The organism is Pannonibacter carbonis, from assembly GCF_003012935.1.
GTDB lineage: Bacteria > Pseudomonadota > Alphaproteobacteria > Rhizobiales > Stappiaceae > Pannonibacter > Pannonibacter carbonis.
In genome coordinates this window covers 70,021-92,223 of the sequence record NZ_PUDR01000013.1, presented here as the reverse complement: position 1 = coordinate 92,223, position 22,203 = coordinate 70,021, and the positions used below count along the sequence as shown (strand labels likewise).

The window sequence follows — 22,203 nt, the reverse complement described above, 5'->3', positions numbered from 1 at the left end:
GGTTCAGCCGGCCCCATGCTCAGAAAGGGACGATGGCGGGTTCGTCGGTTGGACGGGAATGACGTTGCCGGACGTCATCAGCACGATCAGGCCGCGTTCGGCGCCGGTCATGTCAAGATAGGCCCGAACCTGCGCCCGATAGTGATCGAGCGTTCCAGGCGCCGGCGTCACATCGCCTTTCCAGTCCACGACGACGGCGGGCCGGCCTGCGTCGGTCAGGGTCAGGGCGTCCGCGATCCCGGCCGTCGCCGTCTCCGCCCCGTCGGCCTGATGCACGGCATAGACAGGAAACTCGGCCTGGAGCTTCGGCAGCAGGGCTGCGATGTCGGGCAGCGCCAGGGTCCGGGCGACGCAGCTCGCCAGTTCTGCGCTCGACAGGCCCGTCGCCGGATCGGCGACCGGGGTTCGTCCGAGGGCGCGGATCAGCACGCCGGCCCGTTCGGCGAGGGCCGCCACTGTCCGCTCGGTTTCGCCGGTCAGCACCTCTTCCATGAGCTTGTGCAGGATCAGGCCCCGTTCACGGCCGCCCTGGACCAAGGCGGCGGCGTCCAGCTCGGGAGACGCGTCGTCGGCCGTCCCGGTCCAGATCGCCGTCTCTTCTTCCCTAAGGACGGCACCGGCGGCGTTTTCGTCGCGGCTGGGTGCAAGCCAGGTCAGCCGCGTCTGTCCGGCGGCGATGGTTTCGGCTTCCGCGGCGAAGCTTGCGCGCGTCTGGTCATTGACCGCTCCGGCGCCGGCGGTCGTGATCCCGGCAGGCAGATGCGCGGCATCCAGGCCGGGAAGCTCGGCAAGCGAGAGATCGACCAGACCGATCCAGGCCGATTTCGATGGCGTCGTATCGAGCCGCGGCAGAACGAGAAGTTCGCGGGCCCGCGTGGCGGCGACATACCAAAGCCGGATGCGTTCGCGATCCAGCTCGTCCTTTTCCGCCTGGCGCGCGGTCTCGTAGCCATCGGGCGCGACGCCGAGGACCGGGCAATAGAAGGTGTCTGTCTGGCGGTCGATGACGGCGCTGTCCGGCGCCATGACGCCGGTCATGGTGTTGATGGGGATGACGATCGGCCATTCCAGCCCCTTGGCCGCGTGCATGGTGAAGAGCGCGACGGCTTCTTCCTGGGCGTCCGGCCGGCCTTCGACCGCCCGCGCTTCGTCGGACCAGGCCGCTGTCATCGCCTCGGCGAAGGCGCGCAGGCCACGCACGGCGTAGCCGGTCGACAGGCTGAGATAGAGATCGACATTGGCCAGCGCGCGCTCGGCCTGACCACGATGGCGATCAAGGAGGATCGGGCGAACCCGCATGACGTCCACGGCCTGCGAGAGCAGAGCGTGCGGGGTCGTGCTGTTGCCGCGCCGGAGAATCGATTGCAGCCGCTCGATAACCTCGCGCACGAGCGGATGGGCGATGACCGCCGGGTCGACGCCGAGGTCGAGGCGCGGGATTCGAGCGGGTTCGTCCTCGGCGCGCGGAAGCCCCCAGACGACGTCCAGCAATTCTTCCTCGGTGAGGCCGACCAGAGGTCCGCGCAGCAGAGCGCCGAGCGCCAGGGTATCGCGGCGATCGGCGACGACGCGGGTCAGCGCGATCAGGTCCTGGATCTCCTGACGGCGGAACAGGCCCTTGCCGGCCTGGGTCGCCACGGGAATGCCCCGGCGCTCCAGGGCCTCTTCATAGCGCCACAGCTCCGCACCGGTCGGCGCCAGCAGGGCGATGTCGCCCGGCTGGCAGGGGCGTTCGGTCCCGCTGCGCCGGTCGATGACGGGCTGGCTGTCGATCAGCCGCGCGCACAGCTCGGCGATGGCGTCAGCCTCGGCGTCGCGCTGCTGCTCGGCGCTCGCCTTGCCGTTCTCGTCCGCGACGGCGATGTCGATGGCGGCTACGCACAGACCGCCTCGGTCGTCGTGGAACGGGTCCAGAGCGGTGAAGCCCGGCTGTCCATCGGCCGAGAGCACGGCCTCGAAGCGCTCATTGACGAAGGTGAGGATCGAGGCGCAGGAGCGGAAATTGGTGGAGATCGACAGGAGGCTGTCGGGGTCCTGGGCGCGAAAGGCGTCGCGGGCCTGCACATAGGCGCCGACGTCGGCGCCGCGGAAGCGATAGATCGCCTGCTTGGGGTCGCCGACCAGGAAGAGCGCCCCCGGCCGGATGTGGAACTGGGTCCAGTCGTCATCGCTGTCGACCGGCTCGCCGCACAGACGCCAGAAAATCTCGGTCTGCAGCGGGTCGGTGTCCTGGAATTCATCGACGAGGACGTGGGCGAAACGCCGCCCGAGCGCGCGGCGAACGTCGTCATGGTCGCGCAGCAGATCGCGCGCGGCGAAAATCAGATCGTCGAAATCGAGTTGAGCGCTGGCGCGCTTGTGGGCGCGGTAGCGGTCCAGGATCGGACGCGCTTCCTCGATCAGGGCCGCGAGGGTCCGGCTCGCCGCGGCCTGGAGAAGCAGGGCCCAGGCGTCGCAGCAGGCCGTGTAGTGGGCGTCGGCGGCGTCGTTCAGCCGCTCGCCATCGGCCTTGGAGAGACCGGCCTGCTTCGCCGCGGCCGCCCATTTGCCCTTCTTGCGGTAAGAGGTGAAGGTGCCGGCCTTGGTGCAAAGGTCCGGGTGGGGCCGCGAGGTGAGGAGCCCGACGAGCCCAGCGGGCGTCGCCAGATCAGGTCCGCCGGCCAAGGCGGTCGCCATCTCGATGAGCCGTTCGACGATCGTCACGGTTTCAGGTTCGGTCGCCGTCGCCGCGTCCATGAACCCCGCGAAATCCGCCGTCGCCTGCCGGAACGCCGTCAGGTGGCCGTCGAGCGGGGAGATGGGCGGCGCTGCGAGCGTGCGACGGCGGCGCAGATTTTCGGCGATCTTGTGGACCAGCGCCACGGTTTCGCCGGGGCTGTGCAGCACCATCTCGGCGAGGATACCGCCCTGGTTGCCGGACAGGCGCTCGCGCAGCCAGTCATCGACCATTTCGAGGAAGGTGAGATCGGCTTGGTTGCGATCCATGACGCCGGCGCCGGGATCGATGTCGGCCTCCGCCGGATAGGGTTTGATCAGGCGCTGGCAGAAGCCGTGAATGGTCGAACAGGTGATTTCGTCGATCGCGGCGCTGGCGGCGGCGAGATTGTCGCAATGGGTCTGGGTGAGGCCGTCGGGCAGCGCAATGCGCAGTTCGGTCGCGATCTTGCCGATCGAGAGGTCAGCGACGAATTCACGGACACGGGACAGCAATTCGCTCGCCGCAAGTTCGGTGAAGGTGACAGCGGCGATGGCGCGCGGCGAGACGCCTTCGGCCAGCATGGCGGCGATACGTCCCGCCATGACGGCGGTCTTGCCCGATCCCGCCCCGGCCTCCACCAGGATCGACCGGTCGTGGACGCTGATCGCGGCGCGGCGCGCGCCATCGTCCTTCAGCCCTGTGGACACGCTGCTCATCATTCCACCTCCCAGATCCGAGCGACTTCGCCCAGCCGCTCAGTCGCGGCCGGGAGTTTGCGTTTGCAATAGGTTGCGCCGGCGTTGGCCGGCAGGGCGAAGGCGAGATCGTCATAGTCGCCGCCGGTATCGGGGCCAGGTAGGGCCGCGCCGCCGGCGAGGCTGGTCCTGGCCGCCCGGAGATAGCCCGTGATCTCGGTAAGCACCGCCTCGGGATCGTCGAGTTGGAGATCGACCGGTTCACGCGGGTAGAGCAGCGAGGCGCTGATGGCGACGTCGTCGCCGAGGAGCGCCTTCACCGCGAAGGCATAGAGGCAGCGCTGAAGCTCGCGTCCACCGTTCAGGCGAATGTCGCCGCGCGGCGGCCTGCCGGTCTTGTAGTCGCGAACGAGCGCACGCTTGCCGTCGCCCGAAATATCGAGCCGGTCGATATAGCCGGCGATGTTGAAGCCGGTGTCGGGAATCGTGACCGGCGCGTTCGTGTCCCATGGCGTCGCCGCGTCCGACTTTGGCTGCGAGCCGCCGAACGGCACCTCGCCGAAAGCGCGTGCGCCGGGCAGGACTTCGTCGCCGTAGGCCAGGGCGCGGCCGGCCATCAGGCGCGCGTCGTCGAGAGTGCGGCCCCAGATGACGGAGGGGGGAACGGGGCGCTCGCTTTCCCAATCGGCGGCGACGGCATGCGCGGCCCGGGCGACCGCTGTTTCGATGGTCTCCATGTCGGCGGAGGCGAGCCCGCCGCCGGTTTCGAGATCGCGCAAGGCGCTGTCGAGAACCATATGGACGAGATCGCCGATCCCGAGTGCGTCGAGCACCAGCGGTTCAGCGCTGCTCTGCGGCTCGCGCCATCCGAACGCATAGATCCACACGAAACTGAGCGGGTTGCGCAGCAGGCGGCGCAGCGAGCTGGCCGACTGGGTGCGATCGAGGATGGCGAGCACAAGGGGATGGTCGGCGCGCATCAGCCCGTCATGGGACGTGATCTCGGTCTGTCGCCAGTCACGCCAGCAGCCCTGCGCGCCGATCGCTTGCGGATCGACGGCGAAGTCCTGCGGCCGGGCCATGAGACGGTCGGTTTCGCTGAAGGCGTGGGCCGGCGTCGCGTTGCGGCGCAGGTAGGTTTCATCGCCATGCCCGGCGAGCAGCGGGCTGCGTCCGAGCAGGCGTCCGTCGGCATCGCGCCGGGCGCGTGACAGAACGACCGCGCCGGCGGTCGTGGCGAGGATCGTCTCGAAGTCGCGGCGGTCAGCGAGATTGACCGGCAGCGGATCAAGCACCGGGGTCGGGATGATATGGTCCGGGATCAGCCGGTCTTCGGCGATCCCCCGTGGCCAGCGCGAGGAGTTGAGGCCCAGGAGCCGCACGAAGCGGCGCGGCGACGCCGCAAGCGCGCTGGCCGGCATCCAGGCGACGCAGACGCACGCTTCCAGACCGTCGTCCTGCTTCAGGGTTTCCAGCGTCGCGTCGATCGAGGCGGCGGGTCCGGCGAGCAGCGCCTTGCGCCAGATCGCGAGCGCCCGGCCCTTGAGGAAGGCGTCGCCGATCTTGGCGGCGGCGACGGGGCCTTGAGCCAGAAGCTCGACGCCTGCGCGCAGCGCCGGGGCGTGATCGGCGCCATCGGGCCAGTCTTTAGGCGTCAGGCGGGCGAGCAGACGGTTCCAGGCGCTCGACGTCGAAAGCGGGGCATCGGTCGGCAGGACGCGCAGCCAGCCTTCAGGGAGAGTTTCGAAAGGTCCGCTGTCCCGGCACAGCGTCGCCAGGCGGCGCAGCCGCGACTGCGACAGGCCGCGCACGACGATGTCGGCCAGCGCGGCGGCGGCCTGGCCTTCGCGCGTGGCGACGGTCCGGACTCCGTGAACGAAGTGCAGGTCGATATTGGCGTCCGCGCGCAGGGCCAGGAAGTGATCGTCATAGTCTGCGGGTGAAGCGGTCGCGAGGGCGATTTGTGAGGGCGATACGCCTGCGGCCAGGAGGCTTCGCACCCAGCGCATCGCCTCGATGGCCTCGTGATAGGCCGTCGCCGCGCTCATGGCGCTGACTTCGGGCGTTTGCGCCGACGCGCGCGAAACGGCGACGTCCATGCCTTCCAGCCATGCCGGCGCGTTCCTTGGGCCGGCGGTCCACTGCACGGGAATATGGGCGGTGAGCGCCTGAAGCAGCGGGCGCCAGCAGGGCGAGAGTTCGGTCAGGCCGGTGATTTCCATCGGACCGAGTACCGCCGGCGCATGCGCGAGGCGGGTGGTTGCGGCGGCGACGATGTCCAGGGGGCGCATCATGCCGGCCGGGAGATGGTCGAGGACGGCGGCCTCTAGGCGCGCGATTGCGCCGAGACGAGGATGATCGGCGGCGCGCGCGGCAAGGTCGATGCCGGCGCGCCAGGCTTTATGCAGGGTGTCAGCCGCCGCATCGATCATGCCTGGCAGGGCCTTGATGCTTTCCAGCTCGGCCATCGGCGTCAAAGGCAGGGCGGCCTGGATGGCCGCGCGCAGACTCTCGTCGTCGATCGGACGAACGAAACCGCCGGCCAGCCGCACCGCGGCCTGCTCGAACGACATGATCTGGAGACCGTGACGGCCGTCACGCCCTGCCGCCAGGCGGCCTTCCCGCATGGCGAGGCGGCCGTGAACGACCAGGGTGGATCGATAGGCGATGGTCATGACCGCTCTCCTTCCGGGCGCCTCTTGACGTTGGGGTGCCGCGTCAGCGGCGGCGAACGCCGCCTGACGGCCGGTGTATTGTCCCGAGCGCTGCCGTACATGCTCCCTCCCGCCTGCATCCGATCGTCCATTGACGAAAGCCCCTAATGGGAATAATAATTACACGGACGGACATTGGTTGTCCATATAGTTTTTACGCTCATTAAACCGAGACGGAAGCGATGGCAGAGGCAGCGACGACGTTGAAGTGGGGGGTGGAGCGCCGGCTCGAATTCATTGAGTTCCGGCTGTTTTGGGAGGGCTCGATCAATCGCGCCGGCCTGGTGGAGGCGTTTGGCGTATCGGTTCCTCAGGCGTCGAAGGATCTGACGCTCTATCAGGAGCGGGCGCCTGGAAACATGGAATATGACACGCGCGCCAAGCGCTATGTCGCCGCCGAGAAGTTCATGTTGCGCTTCCTCGATCCTGATCCTTACTTCTATCTCGCGCAGCTTCGCTCGGTCGCCGAAGGGGCTGTGCCGTCACATGATTCCTGGATTGCGGCCCTGCCCAGCGCTGATGTCGCGCTGACGCCGAGGCGGGACATCGACATAGAGGTTTTGCGCAAGATCCTCGACGCCAGCCGTGAGGGTGTCTCCATCGAGGTCTTCTATCAGTCGATGAACACGGCGCGACCGGACCCGCTCTGGCGGCGCATCACACCCCACGCCTTCGGCTATGACGGCTTTCGCTGGCACACCCGGGCCTATTGCCACCTTGAGCACAAGTTCAAGGATTTCCTGCTGCCGCGCATTCTGGATGTGGGGGCGAAGGGCGAGCCGGGAGAGACTGGCGATCAGGACTGGCTGTGGAACAATTATTTCGACGTCATGATCGGCCCGCACCCCGCGCTGACGGCGAGCCAGAAGAAGGTCGTGGCCAAAGATTACGGGCTCGATCAGGGTAACGGCGTGCTCACGGTGCGTTATGCGATGCTTTTCTATGTTTTGAAGCGCCTGGGGTTGCTGGGCGATGCTGCGAAACAGAGCGCCCATACCCAGCATATCGTGACAATAAACCGCAAAGAAACTGAGGCCGCGCTCGAGCGGGCGGAGCTTCAGCTATGAACGAAACGGGGGGCGCGCGGACTGATGGCGGCAAGGCTTGAGGACATAAAGAACGGCGCATCCGTGCGGGGCGTGGCCTCGGCGCAGGCTGTGCATGTCATTTCGGTCGACTGGATCGGCGATCAGGCGGTCAATGTCGTTTTCCGCGATCACAATGGCGCGGTCGCCGAGGCGGTTCTTTATAGGGACGACGAGCACCGTCTTGAGGTCGAGCAGAACGGGCGGCCGTGGTCGTTCGACGCCGATGGCGCCTTGCTGCGACTGGTGACAGAGGCCAACCGCATCAAGCTCGCGCACTATTTCGATCCGTATCTGGCGATTCACACCAGCCTGGTCGATCCGCTGCCGCACCAGATCTCCGCCGTTTATGGCGAAATGCTGCCGCGTCAGCCGTTGCGTTTCCTCCTCGCCGACGATCCCGGCGCCGGCAAGACGATCATGGCCGGGCTGCTGATGAAGGAGCTGATCGCCCGCAGCGATCTTGAGCGCTGTCTCGTCGTCGCGCCGGGCAGCCTGGTCGAGCAGTGGCAGGACGAACTCGGCCAGAAGTTCAATCTCGAATTCGACATTCTCTCTCGCGACATGATCGAGAACTCGCGGTCGGGCAATCCGTTCAGCGACCGAGATCGGCTGATCGTTCGTCTCGATGTGCTGGCGCGCAACGAGGAGCTTCAGGAGAAGCTCATGAGCGCGCGCGAATGGGACCTGATCATCTGCGACGAAGCCCATCGCATGTCGGCCACCTATTTCGGTGGCGAGGTCAAATATACGCGCCGCTATCAGGTCGGTCAGAAGCTCGGCCAGGTCTGCCGGCATCTGCTGCTCATGTCGGCGACGCCGCATAACGGCAAGGAAGAGGACTTCCAGCTTTTCATGGCGCTGCTCGACGGCGACCGGTTCGAAGGCCGGTTCCGCGACGGCGTCCACTATGCCGATACCGAAGACATGATGCGGCGACTGACCAAGGAGGAGCTGCTCAAGTTCGATGGCCGACCGCTCTTCCCCGAGCGGCGGGCGCGCACGGTCAAGTATCAACTCTCGGAAGGGGAGGCCGCGCTCTACACCGCCGTCACCGAATATGTCCGCACCGAGATGAACCGGGTGCAGCGCTTCGCCGAGGGCGACGGGAAGAAGCGCAACAATGTCGGCTTCGCCTTGCAGATTCTCCAGCGGCGTCTCGCCTCGTCGCCGGCGGCCATCTACCAGTCGCTCAAGCGCCGGCGCGAACGGCTCGAGAACGAACTGGGCGAGGCGCGCCTTGCCGCCAAGGGGCGCCGGTCGGGCATGGGCGAACCGGCGGTCAACGCTGACATGCTGCGCAATATCGAGGAATATGGCCAGGAGGAGATCGACGAGCTTGAGGATCTGATCTCGACGGGCGCGACGACGGCCGAGACGGTCGAGCAACTCGCCCTGGAAGTCGAGACGCTGAAGGGTCTCGAAAGCATGGCGCTGGGCGTGCTGCGCTCGGGCGTGGACACAAAGTGGAGCCAGCTCAATCGTATCCTCGACGACGATCTCATGATCGATGCGGCAGGCCATCGCCGCAAGCTGATCATCTTTACCGAGCCCAAGGACACGCTCCACTACCTGCTCGACAAGGTGCGGGCGCGGCTTGGTAATCCCGAGGCCGTCGAAGTGATCCATGGCGGGGTGTCGCGCGAAGAGCGACGCAAGGTCGTCGAGCGCTTCATGCAGGACAAGGACATGCTCGTCCTCATCGCCAACGATGCGGCGGGCGAAGGCGTGAACCTTCAGCGTGGCCACCTTATGGTCAACTATGACCTGCCGTGGAACCCGAACAAGATCGAACAGCGCTTCGGCCGTATCCATCGCATCGGCCAGGCCGAGGTGTGTCATCTGTGGAATCTCGTCGCCGCCGATACGCGCGAAGGCGAGGTCTATGCGCGGCTGCTGGAAAAGCTTGAGGCGGCGCGCGAGGCCTTGGGCGGCCGTGTCTATGACGTGCTCGGCGAATTGTTCGACGGCGTGGCGCTCAAGGATCTGCTGTTCGAGGCGATCCAGTACGGCGAGCAGGAGGACGTCAAAGCGCGCCTCTTCCAGCAGGTCGATGGCGCCGTCGATCAGGGACATCTGCTGGAACTGCTGCGCCGCCGGGCGCTGACCAACGACACCATGCCGGAGGCCAGGGTCGAGGAACTGCGCCTCGAAATGGAGCGGGCCGAAGCGCTGCGCCTGCAGCCGCACCATATCCAGAGCTTCTTTGTCGAGGCGTTCCAGCATCTGGGCGGCCGGATCAAGCGCCGAGAGGAAGGGCGTTGGGAAATCAGCCATGTGCCGGTACGCATTCGCGAGCGCGATCGCCAGATCGGGACCGGCGCGCCGATCCAGACGCAATATGAGCGGATCTGCTTCGAGAAGGACAAGATCAACCAGCAGCCGGTCGCCGCCTTCGTCTGCCCCGGCCATCCGTTGCTCGAAGCCGTGATCAGCCTGATCCGCGAGCAATATGAGCAGATCATGCGCCAGGGGGCGATCCTGGTGGACGACACCGATGCCGGTGACGCGCTGTCGGCGATCTTCCTGCTGGAGCACAGCGTCCAGGACGGGCGTGTGACCAGCGCCGGCAAGCCGCATGTGATTTCGCAGCGATTGCAGTTCGCCGCCATCGACAAGGCCGGCAATACTGTCAATGCGGGCATCGCGCCGCATTTGAATCTGCGGCCAGCGACGCCGGAGGAGGTCGAAAGCGTCCGCGAGCTTCTGCATGAGAGTTGGTTGACCACGGATCTGGAAAAGGCTGCGATCCGGTTTGCGACGGTCGAGCTGGCCCAGGGGCATGTCGGCGAGGTCAAGGCGCGGCGTTTGCCCGAGATCGAAAAGGTCGAGCAGGAAGTTCGCGCGCGGCTCAAGAAGGAGATCAACTACTGGGACGCGCGCGCCTTCGAGCTGAAGGAGGAAGAGCGCGCCGGCAAGAAGACGCGAGTGAACTGGCAGAACGCCCAACGCCGGGCGGAAGATCTGGCGGAACGGCAGAAGCGCCGAATGGACCAGCTTGAGCGCGAGCGGTTCATCTCATCGCAGCCGCCGCGCGTGCGGGGCGGCATGGTCGTCATTCCGCGGGGCCTGCTCGAAGCGCGTCAGGCGCCAGGCAGCCCGAACCACTTCGCCGAAGATCCCACCGCGCGCCGACGGATCGAGCTTGCGGCGATGGAAGCGGTCATGGCCGCGGAGCGGGCGCTGGGCAATGTGCCGGCCGATGTTTCGGCCCAGAAGATCGGCTACGACATCGCTTCTCACGATCCGAGGTCGGGGCATCTGCGCTTCATCGAGGTCAAGGGTCGCATCGACGGCGCGGACAGCGTGATGGTTACGCGGCAGGAGGTCATCACCTCCCTGCATGAGCCGGAGAAGTTCATCCTGGCGATCGTCTCCGTCAACGCCGACGTCGCTCAGGCGCCTCGTTACGTGCGCGGTCCGCTTGTGGAGCGGGAACCGTCGTTCCTCGAAACGGCGATCCAGTTCGATCTGCGGCGCTTGCTGGAGCGCGCAGAGGCGCCGTTATGACCGCGACCTCCCAGATGGCGACGGCGCCGGTCGCGTGGCCCGACTATTTCCAGCCGATCCAGGACCGCGCCACCAAGCGATGGGATCAGCTTGAGGCTGATCCTGAACTTGCAGGGCCTTGGCACCAGCTTTTCAAGCAGGTCCAGAGCCCTCGCCATATCCTCTCTGAGTTGCTCCAGAACGCCGACGATGCCGGCGCCAGCGAAGCCTGTGTGTCGATCGAGAATGAGCGCTTCGTGTTCGAGCACAATGGCGATGATTTCATCGAGGCCCACTTCGCCTCGATCTGCCGCTTCGGTTATTCCAACAAGCGGGCCCTTCACACGATCGGGTTTCGAGGGATCGGGTTCAAGAGCACCTTCAGCCTGGGCGATCGTGTCGAGCTTGTCACGCCGACTCTGGCGGTCGCCTTCGAGCGCGCACGGTTCACCCAGCCGCATTGGATCGACGGCCGCAATCTGACGTCGGGCGTCACGCGCGTTGAAGTGGCGATCGCCGATGCGCGGTTGCGGCGGGAGGTCGAAAAGAACCTCGATGAATGGTTGAAGAGCCCGGTTTCACTGCTCTTCTTCAAGACAATCCGACGCTTGCGGATCGGCGAGAGCGAGGTGCATTGGCAGAGCCTTGGACCCGGCCCCATCGCAGGGAGCGAATGGATGGCCCTCGATGAGAAGGCGGACGATCCCTTCCTGTTGGTGCGATCGGGCGAGGAAGCCTTTCCGGACGAGGCGCTCGACGAGATCCGTAAGGAGCGGATGCTGGGCGCTGAAGACAGTAGTGATTTCCCGCCCTGCCGGGTCGAGATCGTGCTGGGCGCGAAGGGCAGACTCTATGTCGTGCTGCCGACCGGGGTTGAAACGGCGCTTCCCTTCGCTTGTAATGCGCCCTTCATCCAGGACCCGGCGCGTCTCAAGATCAAGGATCCGGAAACCTCGCCGACCAATCGCTGGCTTCTGAACCGGGCCGGCGAACTCGCCGCAAGCGCGATGATGGAGTGGCTGGAGAAGGCCGGCGCCAGCGCGCAGGATCGGGCGGACGCCTATGGCCTGCTTCCCGAGGTTGACCGGGAAGCGACGACGCTCGAGGGGGCGTGTGGTGCGATCGTCGAGCTGGCGTTTGACGCGGCGATCGATGGTCGCTCGCTGTTGCTGACCGAAGAGGGACAGCTTGTCGCCGCCAGGGGCGCCGTCACCGTTCCGCAGCCGATATTCGACATCTGGCCGGCTGACCAAGCAATGGCGTTGCTCGACGCCACGGCCCGTCCCGCCCTGTGCCAGCATGTCTCGTCCAGGGATCGGACCAAGCTGGTCCATTGGGGGCTGGTCGAGGAGTTCTCGAAGTCCGATCTGCTGACACGCCTGCGGAGCCACCACCTCCCTCGGCCCTCGACCTGGCGGCATCTATTGAACCTGTGGGCCTATATCGCGCCCGAGGTGACGGGCTGGCAGTGCCATGACACCGACAGCCTGCGGATTGTGCCGGTTCAGGGCAAGGACGTGCTCTACGCGGCCTCGGAGATCGTTCGGCTTGGCGAGAAGAAGCTGCTTCAATCTGAGGAAGACTGGGAGTTCCTCGCCAGCCATCTGATCGTGCTTAACCAGAACTGGACCCGGTTCCTCGCCGAACAGCGCCGTGACAAGGCGGAGGGAGAAGGTCGCAACGACCCGATCGAGGCGGCTTTCGCGGTGCTGGAAGAGATCGGTCTCGACGGCACGAGTGACGTCAATGCCGTGATCGAACGCGTCGCCGCCGACTATTTCGGCTCGGGGCAGCCGAAGCTGGCCGAGTGCGTCCAGCTCGCTCAGATCGCGGCCAAGCTCGGCGTCACCGTTGGGGAATCCTTCCGCTATGCCTGCGCCGATCGGACGCTTCGGCCGATCGGCAAGGGCGTTCTGTTTGATGAGAATGGCGCGCTGGAAGAGCTGCTGCCCGAGACGGTGCGGGCGGCGCAGCTTTTGCACGGCGACTATGTAGCAAGCTTCAAATCCTGCTCGCGCGAAGATTGGCTCCGCTGGGTGTCGTCCGGTCGTGCGGGGCTTTTGACATTCGCGCCGCTCGTTCAGAAGCGCCAGAGCGCCTATGGTCGGCAGCAACTTACCGCGGAGGCGCAGGCGCGCGGTGCGCGCGGCGCGCTCTACTATCCCTATGTCACCAACCAGTTCGTCATTGAGGACTGGGACTTCTCGTCCGATTATTGGCGGCATTGGGAGGCGTTGTCGAAGGCGGACGCCGGCATCTGGGCCAAGATCGCCGGCAAGATCCTGGATCAGCGCGACGCCTATTGGTCGCGCGCCGTCAGCGCTCGCATGTCGCAGGTCGCGACCACGGGCTCAACGCGATCGGTCACATCAGAACGCCTGCTGGCGGACTGGTTGATGAAGCTGCGCGCAAAACCCTGCCTTCCCGACACGCGCAACATGATCCAGCTTCCGGCCGACCTGGTGCGCCGGACGCCTGAGACAGAAGCCTTGATCGACGTCGAGCCCTTTGTGAATGGGCTGCTCGACCGGGAGACGACGCGCCCCTTGCTCGATCTTCTCGGGGTCCGCAGCACGCCGAGCGGCCCCGGACGTTTGCTCGACCGGCTGCGCGCCCTGGCGAAATCCGACAAGGCTCCGGCCCATGAGGTTGAGAAATGGTATCGTCGGCTCGACCAGCTGCTCGACGGCTGCTCGACTGCCGACGCGCAGAACATCAGAACCGCCTTCAAGGCGGAGAAACTGATCCTCGCCCAGGACGGCACGTGGGTGACGTCAGTCGGCGTCTTCCTGGCGGGGGACGAGGGGGATGTTCCTGGCGCAGCGGTCGTGCGCGGGTCCGTGCTCGATCTCAGTCTGTGGCATCGTATCGGCGTCGCCGATCGCCCATCGGCGGACCTGGCGTTGCAATGGCTCGGGACGCTGGCCTCGGGCAAGGTGCTGTCGACCGACGACGCCCGGCGGGTTCGCACCCTGTTGGTCCGATACCCGACCCGCATCTGGGAAGAGTGCGCGCACTGGCTGAACCTCGTGGGCGAGTGGGCGCCGATCGAGACGCTCGGCTATGGGCTGAGCATGCAGACCCTGTTCCGGTGGAGCCATCTGCACGAATGGATCAAGCGCAAGACCGCTGATTTTCAGCGACTGTCGGGCGAGATTCTGCAGGCGCCGCCGTTCTCGGCGTTGCCGGCCTTGTCGGACCTTGTCGAAGAACGCTTCCACCAGCCGTCGCTGTTGGCCGGCATGGACGATCACCGCGCCTGGCTCACGGCCTTCGGAACCCAGCTCGGGCGGATTGAGCTTGCCGATGCGGTCGAGACCGAGCGTGTGCGGGCGTTGGCGGAAGCGATCGCGGCGACGATCTGGGTCCAGACACCCAAGCTGGAGGTTGTACCCTATCTCGATGGCGTCCCGGCGGGGACCGCGCGTCTCACCGATATTCTGTGGCTCGAGCGCAAACTGTTTGTCAGCCCGTTATCCAAGGCCAAGCTTGCCAAGCGGGTGCCGGAAGAGATCGGCAGGCCTCTGAGCGCGGACATTCGCGCAGCGCTCGCCTATGCGTTCGAGCGCTCGCCTGAGGATATCAAAGAATATCTCGAGGAGAATTTCACGCTCGGTCCCCAGCACATCGCCGCCGCTCCGATCGTCGAAGTCCAACTCCCTGCCAAGCCTGGCGATGATGATGGCGTCGACCAGGTCGCGGAAGACGAACGCGGTGATGCCGAGCCCGCGGATGCGGATGATCTCCTCCTGGCGGACGAAGATGAGCCGGCGTCGCAGCCTGAGCCCGTCTCGCCAACCGTGGAACCGGATCGAGAGCTGATCGAGACGGAGATGGCGAGCAGGCCCCGCGTCGCGCCGAAGCCGCCACGCCCCAGTGTCATGGCGCGGTTTGCGTTGGCTGAAGGCTACAAGGCTGACGGCGAGGACCGTTTTTTCCATGCGGACGGGAGCTGGATCGGTCGCGCCAACGGGACACGTTTTCCGTGGGAGCGCCGCTCGGCAGGCGGCGAGGTTCTGCGGCATTATTATCCCAAGGACCATTGTCTGGAGCACGAACCGCTCCAGCTCGAGGCCGATCTCTGGGGGCTGCTCGACCAGAAGCCGGACCTCTATTCCTTCATTCTTATCAACCCGGAGGGTGGTCCCGTCGAGATGACGGGCGCCCGCCTGCGCGCCCTGCGCGACGGCGGCGAACTGACCATCCATCCCGCAACCTACAGGCTGGTTTATGACCTCGACGACTAACACCAAGAAGAAATTGATTGAGGTTGCGATCCCGCTTGAAGCGATCAACGCCGCCTCCGCACGCGAAAAGTCCATCCGGCATGGGCATCCGTCCACGCTGCATATGTGGTGGGCGCGGCGGCCACTGGCGGCGTGCCGCGCGGTGCTGTTCGCCCAGCTTGTCGATGATCCGTCGAGCGACCCCGGGAAATTCCCCACGCCCGAAGCGCAGGAGGCCGAACGCAAGCGCCTGTTCGGCATCATTGAGGAACTTGTGGTGTGGGAGAACTCGACCAACGAGGAAGTGCTGGAACGCGCCCGCGCCGAGATCCGCAAGAGCTGCGGCGGCGAGCTGCCGCCGGTCTATGATCCGTTCTCGGGCGGCGGTTCGATCCCGCTGGAGGCGCAACGCCTCGGTCTGCCCGCTTATGGGTCCGACCTGAACCCGGTCGCGGTGATGATCGGCAAGGCGATGATCGAGATCCCACCGAGGTTCAAGGACAAGCAGCCCATCCATCCGGGCGCGAAGGACCGGCAATTCTACCGCAACGCCGAGGGGCTCGCCGAGGACGTCAAATATTATGGCGAGTGGATGCGCGAGAAGGCGTGGGAGCGCATCGGGAATCTATATCCGCAGGTGGAGCTGTCCAAGGAATATGGTGGCGGCCAAGCGACAGTAGTTGCCTGGATCTGGGCGCGAACGGTGCCTAGTCCCGATCCTGCGTTTGCCAACGTCCAGGTGCCGATCGCTTCAAGCTTCCTGCTCAGCACCAAGACCGGCAAGGAGGCTTGGGTCGAGCCTATGGTCGATAAGCAGGCCAAGACCATTTCCTATCGGATTAGGCATGGCGGAACCAAAGCCGAGATCGCCGCGGCTAAGGAAGGGACCAAGGCGGGTCGTGGCGCGAATTTCCGATGCCTTATGTCGGATACCGCCATCACCCCTGACTATGTGAAGAGCAACGGACGCGCTGGTAAAATGGGCCAGACACTGATCGCGATCGTCGCCGAAGGCCATCGCACCCGTGCTTATGTTGCACCTACGGATATGCACAGAACGCTGGCCTTGTCGGCAAAGCCTGCGTGGAAGCCCGAGGCCAGCCTGCCGAACGATCCTCGCAATTTCTGGACGGTAGACTACGGACTCACGACCTTCGGTGATCTATTCACTGATCGTCAGTTGGTGGCCCTGAATACCTTTAGCAGCCTAGTGCATGAGGTGCGTGCGCAGGTCGAGGTTGATGCGTCGGCTGCAAGCAAATCCTCCAACACGGCCCCGCTGCGTGATGGTGGTGATGGTGCAAAGGCATATGCGGAGGCGGTGAGTGTATATTTGGCTTTCGCGATCTCGAAATTAACAAACCTCGGCTCAACCGTGACAAGCTGGATGAGCGATCGAGGAGCCCTGCGCGAAACCTTTGCTCGCCAAGCGATTCCGATGGTCTGGGATTATGCTGAAGTCAACTTCTTCTCGAACTCAGGGGGGAATTGGTCGACGCCGGTCGATAAGATCAGCAGGGCAATTGCAGATTTCCCCGCGTCAGGAATTGGATCTGTTAAACAAGTTAATGCTGGGGAAGTGATTTATGAGGCTGGAACAGTAATTTCATCCGATCCGCCCTATTATGACAACATCGGATACGCAGACCTTTCAGATTTTTTCTTTTGCTGGCTCAAGCCTAGTCTAAAAGAAATCTATCCATCGATTTTCGGTGTTTTGGCGACGCCGAAAACTGAAGAATTGGTTGCGACCCCTTATCGGCACGGCGGTGCGGATGCAGCGGAGAAGTTTTTCCTTGAAGGAATGACGGCGGCAATTGGAAGAATGGCTGACGGAACGGCCGCAGATTTTCCCGCCACGATCTACTATGCTTTCAAGCAAAGTGAAGTTGAGCAGGAAGGAATCAGCTCAACGGGCTGGTCCACCTTTCTGCAAGCGGTTATTTCCGCTGGTTTTTCTGTGCTCGGCACATGGCCCATTCGTACCGAAAGCCCCGGGCGGCTGATCGCCAAGGGCACCAACGCCCTCGCCAATTCGGTCGTTCTCGTGTGCCGAAAGAAGGAAGCCACGGCCGAAATCATCTCACGTGCCGAATTCATCCGTGCTTTGAAACGCGAGCTGCCGCCGGCGATCGCCGAGCTTCAGGCTGCCAATATTGCGCCGGCAGACATGCCGCAGTCGGCCATCGGCCCCGGGATGGGTGTGTTCTCGCGCTACAAGGCCGTGCTGGAATCCGACGACAGCCCGATGAGCGTGAAAACTGCACTTCAGCTCATCAACCGGGAACTGGATGAATATCTCGGCGGCATCCAGGGCGAGTTCGACGCGGACACGCGGTTCGCCATCACCTGGTTTGAGCAGAATGGCATGGGCAAGGGCGAATACGGTACGGCCAACAGCATCGCCACCGCGCGCGGTATCTCTGTCGATAGCGTCAAGCACGCCGGTATCGTCGAAAGCGCCGCCGGCAAGGTCCGTATTCTCTCTCGCGACGAACTCGCCGGGGATTGGGAGCCGGAAAGTGATGGCCACCTGACGGTGTGGGAATGCCTCCAGCACCTGGTCCGCCTGCACGAGAAGGACGGCATCTCCCACGACACCGCCGTCCTGATGAAGAAGATCAACACCCAGGCCGAGGCCGTGAAGGATCTCGCCTACTGCCTTTACGACATCAGCGCTAACAAGCGGAAGGATGCCAAGGAGGCCACGGCTTACAACGCCCTGATCGCCGACTGGACCGAGCTGACAAAGGCCGCGGCGGCCATTCACGACACAAGCGGCGATCGTCAGATCCGGTTGGATATTTAAGGGGGAACGGGACGTGGCAAAAAGTACGCGCCAATATGTGTTTGAGGGGATGGAGCTGCTGCCGTCGGCGCTGATCCCCTTCGTCGAAAAGAGGCTGGAGACCTCCCTCAAGGGGCACTGGCAGGTCCAGGTTCTGGAGAAGCTGCCGAACCTGCGCCCGAACAGCAACGGCGAGGTCGGCTGGGATCAGGCCGCGCTGTTCAACGCGATGGATCGGTTCTGGGCTGAGGCGTTCAAGACCGTTCTTGGCCGTGCGGAGCGCTCGCTGGTCAACGAACTGGGCGACGTGCGCAACAAGCTGTCGCACAATGAGACTTTCACCTATGACGACGCCGAGCGCGCGCTCGATTCCATGCGTCGGCTGATGGAGGCGATCAGCGCGGGGGAAACGGCCGAGCAGCTCGGCAAGATGCGCGACACCATCCTGCGCACCAAGTTCACCGAGCTGGCGCGCAATGAGGAACGCCGGAAGACCCAGCGCCTCGAAATTTCGGTCGATACCGTGGCCGGCCTCTTGCCGTGGCGCGAGGTGGTCGAGCCGCACCAGGATGTCGCCACCGGTGAGTTCCAGCAGGCAGAGTTCGCGGCCGACCTCGCCAAGGTGCATTCGGGAAGCGCGCCGCCGGAATATCGCGATCCGCGCCAGTTCTTCAGCCGCACCTATCTGACGGAAGGGTTGAGCACGCTGCTGATCGGCGCGGCCAAGCGGCTGTCCGGCAGCGGGGGCGATCCGGTCGTCGAGCTGCAGACCAACTTCGGCGGCGGCAAGACCCACTCGATGCTGGCCCTCTATCACATGGCCGGGCCGACGCCGGTGCAGGACCTGTCGGGCCTCGATCAGTTGCTGGACAAGCTCGGCCTGACCGTGCCGAAGGCCGTCAATCGGGCGGTCCTGGTCGGCACGTCGCGAGGACCGCAGGACGTGCTCCACGCGGAAGGCGACCTGAAGATCCGCACGACCTGGGGCGAACTCGCCTGGCAGCTCGGCGGCGCAGACGCCTTCGCCATGGTGGCGGAAAATGACGCCAGCGGCATTGCGCCAGGCTCCAACCTTCTGGAGGCGCTCTTCAAGAAATATGCGCCGTGCCTGATCCTGATCGATGAATGGGTCGCCTATCTGCGCCAGATATACAAGGTCGAGGGCCTGCCGTCCGGCTCGTTCGATGCGAACCTGTCGTTCGTTCAGTCGCTGACCGAGGCGGTTAAGGCCAGCCCCGGCACGCTGCTGGTCGCCTCCTTGCCGGCGTCTCAGATCGAGGTGGGCGGCGAAGGCGGCCAGGAGGCGCTCGCGCGCCTCAAGCAGACCTTCAGCCGCGTGGAATCCTCGTGGCGGCCGGCGAGCCAGGAAGAGAGCTATGAGATCGTCCGGCGGCGGCTGTTCAAGGAAATCCCCGGCGACAAGTTCCATCATCGCGACAACACGCTGAAGCAGTTCGCCAAGCTGTACCGGGAAAACGCCAACGATTTCCCGCAAGGCTGCGCGGATGAGGATTATCGGCGCAAGCTGGAGAAGGCCTATCCGATCCATCCCGAGCTGTTCGACCAGCTCTATACGAGCTGGGGTTCGCTTGAGAAGTTCCAGCGCACGCGCGGCGTCCTGCGCCTGATGGCGCAGGCGATCCACGAACTTTGGATGAACGCAGACCCGTCAGTGATGATCATGCCGGGCAGCGTGGCGGTGAGTTCGCCGCGCGTGGAGCCGGAACTGCTCCATTATCTCGACGTGACCTGGCAGTCGATTATCGCCGGCGACGTCGATGGCACGGCCTCCACCCCGTACAAGGTCGATCAATCGGCGCCCAACCTTAACCGCTATTCGGCGACGCGCCGCGTCGCCCGCGCGATCTTCATGGGTACGGCGCCGACGCATCAGCAGCAGAACACCGGACTCGACGACAAACAGATCAATCTCGGTGTCGTGCAGCCGGGCGAGCGTCCGGCGATCTTCGGCGATGCGCTGCGCCGGCTGACCAATCAGGCCAAGTTCATGCACGCCGATCTGGGCCGCTATTGGTACTCGATGTCGGCGAGCCTTAACCGTATCGCAGCGGACAAGGCGGCGCAGATCGAGGCGGCACTGGTCGATGTGATGATCGACAGCGAACTCGGAAAATACGTGAACGGGCTTGCCGATCGCGGGCATTTCGACGCGGTTCAGGTCGCGCCGGCCTCGTCAGCCGAAGTCCCCGATGAGGCGGGCGGCGTGCGTGTCGTTGTGCTGGGGGTCCAGCATTCGCATAACGGGCGCGACGGTTCGGACGCGCTGGTCGAGGCGAAGGACATCCTCACTCAGCGCGGCAGCACGCCGCGCGTCTACCGCAACATGCTGGTGTTCATCGCTGCGGAGGCCCGCCAGCTCGATCATCTGAAAGACGCCGTGCGCGCGTCCCTGGCGTGGGGCGAGATCGTGCGCGACACCGAGCGGCTGAACCTCACCCAGAGCGACAGTGCGCTGGCCAAGGCGAAGCTGGTCGAGGCGAACGAGACGATGAAGACGCGCCTGAAAGAGGCGTGGTGCTATCTGCACTATCCCGCCCAGGAAAGCGCACAGGCGGATTGGGAATGGGTGTCGGGCAAGATTCCGGCGCAGGACGGGCTGCTGGCCCGGGCGAGCAAGAAGCTGGTGGCCGAGGAGGGCCTGCTGACGGAATTGGGGCCGTCGCGCCTCGACCGAGACCTGCAGAAATACATCTGGAACGACAAGCCGCATTTGTCGCTCAAGGACCTGCGGGAATATCTCAACCGCTACATCTACCTGCCGCGTCTCAAGGGCCAGGACGTACTGGTCAAGGCGGTGCAGGCGGCGGTGAGTGGCATGCTGCCCGGTCCGTTCGCCTATGCCGAGCGATGGGAGGAGGGGGCCGGCACCTATCTGGGGCTGGCGATCGAGCGGGCGGCCAGCGCCGCGGTCGTGATCGACAGCGACAGCGTCATCGTGACACCGGAGGTGGCCGAAGCCCACCGCCCGGCGCCGGTGCAGCCTGGATCGGGCGACACAGCCTCGGGGCCGGGTGGTGGCACGCCGGGGCCCGATGGGCCGCCAATGGACGACGCGCCGACCACGCCTGCGCCGGAAAAGAAGCCGACGCGGTTTTCCGGCACCGTGATGATCTCGCCGGATCGTCCGGCCCGGGACATCCACCAGATTGTAGAGGCGATCGTCGAACAGCTCACCACGCTTCCGGGCAGTCAGGTGAAACTCAGGCTCGAGATCGAGGCGGAAGTGCCTGAAGGACTCGAGCGCTCCAAGGTGCGAACCTTGGTCGAGAACGCCAATACGCTCGGCTTCATCGAAAAGTCGCTGGAATAGCCGATGGGCGCAACTTGGGGTAGCCTTACACGTCGGCACAATCGCATGTGCCGACAAATCCTACTTTCTCCCGGCCGGTCCCGCCATCGACCGGGCCAAGCTTAATAACCGCCGACATGCTGGATTGTCGTTTTGCGCGGACCAGACCATGCTGAACGGCAGCACCTCACCGGCAAGCTTCCGATAAACGACCCCCGGAAACTGCGCGACGGTCGTCGCTTCACTCGTCAGAGTGAGGCCCCGACCGAGAGCGACCAGAGATAGGATATTGTCGCGGCCGACCTGCTGAGACTGAATATCGAGGTGGCGGCCGAGACCAGCAAGGTGAGCGACCAAATAGTCGTGGATCTCTTGTCCCGGCGCGACATCGCTCACGATGAACCGCTCGGAAGCCAAATCGGCCCATCCAAGTTCGGGCTTGCCCGCCAAAGGATGTTCATCAGGCAGCACCACGTAAACCTTTTCGCACCACATATGCTCCGTCTCGCATCCGTCCCATGCTGTCGTTCCCGTGATGAATGCGACGTCCAGATAAAGCTTGCGGACAGCGGCGACATGCTCGGGCGAATTTCCATCAATAATGTCGACCTGCACCTTCGGATGGCGTGACCCAAAATCTCGAAGCAAATCGAACAGAAAACCGGATGCGAGGGACGAGAATATCCCGACCTTGATCAGCCCTTGCTCCGCCCGGCCAACCGCTGCCACCTTTGTCACCCCGATATCGATCTGGCGAAGAGCATGGCGAGCGTTGCGCAGGAATTCCCGCCCGGCAACGGTCAACCGCACCCCGCCAGCATTTCGCATAAAAAGCGACGCCCCGAGTTCATCTTCGAGATCACGGATTCGTCGGCTGATGGAGGATTCCTGCACCGAAAGCGCGGCAGCAGCCTTGCGAAAACTCCCATAATCGACGGCGGCAACAAAATATCGCAACTGGTTCAGCCGGACCGCAGATGTGCCAGGTTTCCCCTCAACGACCTTCGTGAGGCTATCATCAGGCGAGGTCTGATTGTTCCCGATCACAGCCATGGTGCATCATCCGAAACAGCGTTCGGTTTCTGACGGGCACCCCGCCATCATCAACGCGAAAATCGATCTATGTGCGTTCATCGGCTCTCCGCACATCCTCAAACTAAACGACGTTCAGTTACCGAATGCTGCTTCTTGACTTCCG

The 22,203-nt window shown here is 64.5% G+C and carries 8 protein-coding genes; 5 read left to right on the top strand and 3 right to left on the bottom strand.

Going from position 1 to position 22,203, the window contains the following annotated elements; genetic code table 11:
• Nucleotides 1-3 precede the first annotated feature (3 nt).
• Both C8348_RS17430 and C8348_RS17425 read right to left on the bottom strand, forming a co-directional pair.
• Nucleotides 4-3,414: a UvrD-helicase domain-containing protein gene (locus tag C8348_RS17430; RefSeq protein WP_106754612.1), complete on the bottom strand. Its 3,411-nt coding sequence runs from the start codon at nucleotides 3,412-3,414 to the stop codon at nucleotides 4-6.
• A complete protein-coding gene (locus C8348_RS17425) occupies nucleotides 3,414-6,068 on the bottom strand; it encodes a PD-(D/E)XK nuclease family protein (RefSeq protein WP_106754611.1) in 2,655 nt (884 codons plus the stop codon). The genes C8348_RS17430 and C8348_RS17425 overlap by 1 nt, the downstream gene beginning before the upstream one ends.
• Before the next feature lie 221 nt (nucleotides 6,069-6,289).
• Here C8348_RS17425 and C8348_RS17420 point away from each other — a divergent pair, with 221 nt between their 5' ends.
• The 5 genes from C8348_RS17420 to C8348_RS17400 are packed head-to-tail and all read left to right on the top strand — an operon-like array spanning nucleotide 6,290 to nucleotide 21,026.
• The gene (locus C8348_RS17420; RefSeq protein ID WP_100237048.1) at nucleotides 6,290-7,174 is read left to right on the top strand and encodes a BrxR family helix-turn-helix transcriptional regulator; all 885 of its coding nucleotides are present in this window, start codon (nucleotides 6,290-6,292) and stop codon (nucleotides 7,172-7,174) included.
• A gap of 24 nt (nucleotides 7,175-7,198) precedes the next feature.
• Nucleotides 7,199-10,702, top strand: coding sequence for a protein NO VEIN domain-containing protein (locus C8348_RS17415; RefSeq protein WP_106754610.1), 3,504 nt, complete (start codon nucleotides 7,199-7,201; stop codon nucleotides 10,700-10,702).
• A complete protein-coding gene (locus C8348_RS17410; protein ID WP_106754609.1) occupies nucleotides 10,699-14,928 on the top strand; it encodes a sacsin N-terminal ATP-binding-like domain-containing protein in 4,230 nt (1,409 codons plus the stop codon). The genes C8348_RS17415 and C8348_RS17410 overlap by 4 nt, the downstream gene beginning before the upstream one ends.
• Nucleotides 14,912-17,716 carry a DUF1156 domain-containing protein gene (locus tag C8348_RS17405; protein WP_100237045.1) on the top strand — a complete coding sequence of 935 codons (2,805 nt, stop codon included), beginning with the start codon at nucleotides 14,912-14,914 and terminating at the stop codon, nucleotides 17,714-17,716. Before C8348_RS17410 ends, C8348_RS17405 begins: the two co-directional genes overlap by 17 nt.
• 13 nt (nucleotides 17,717-17,729) lie before the next feature.
• A complete protein-coding gene (locus tag C8348_RS17400; protein WP_106754608.1) occupies nucleotides 17,730-21,026 on the top strand; it encodes a DUF499 domain-containing protein in 3,297 nt (1,098 codons plus the stop codon).
• Between the two features lie 60 nt (nucleotides 21,027-21,086).
• Here the strand turns inward: C8348_RS17400 and C8348_RS17395 are convergent, their stop codons facing one another.
• Complete coding sequence (locus C8348_RS17395) at nucleotides 21,087-22,058, bottom strand: LysR family transcriptional regulator (RefSeq protein ID WP_038148823.1); 972 nt, start codon at nucleotides 22,056-22,058, stop codon at nucleotides 21,087-21,089.
• Nucleotides 22,059-22,203 lie beyond the last annotated feature (145 nt).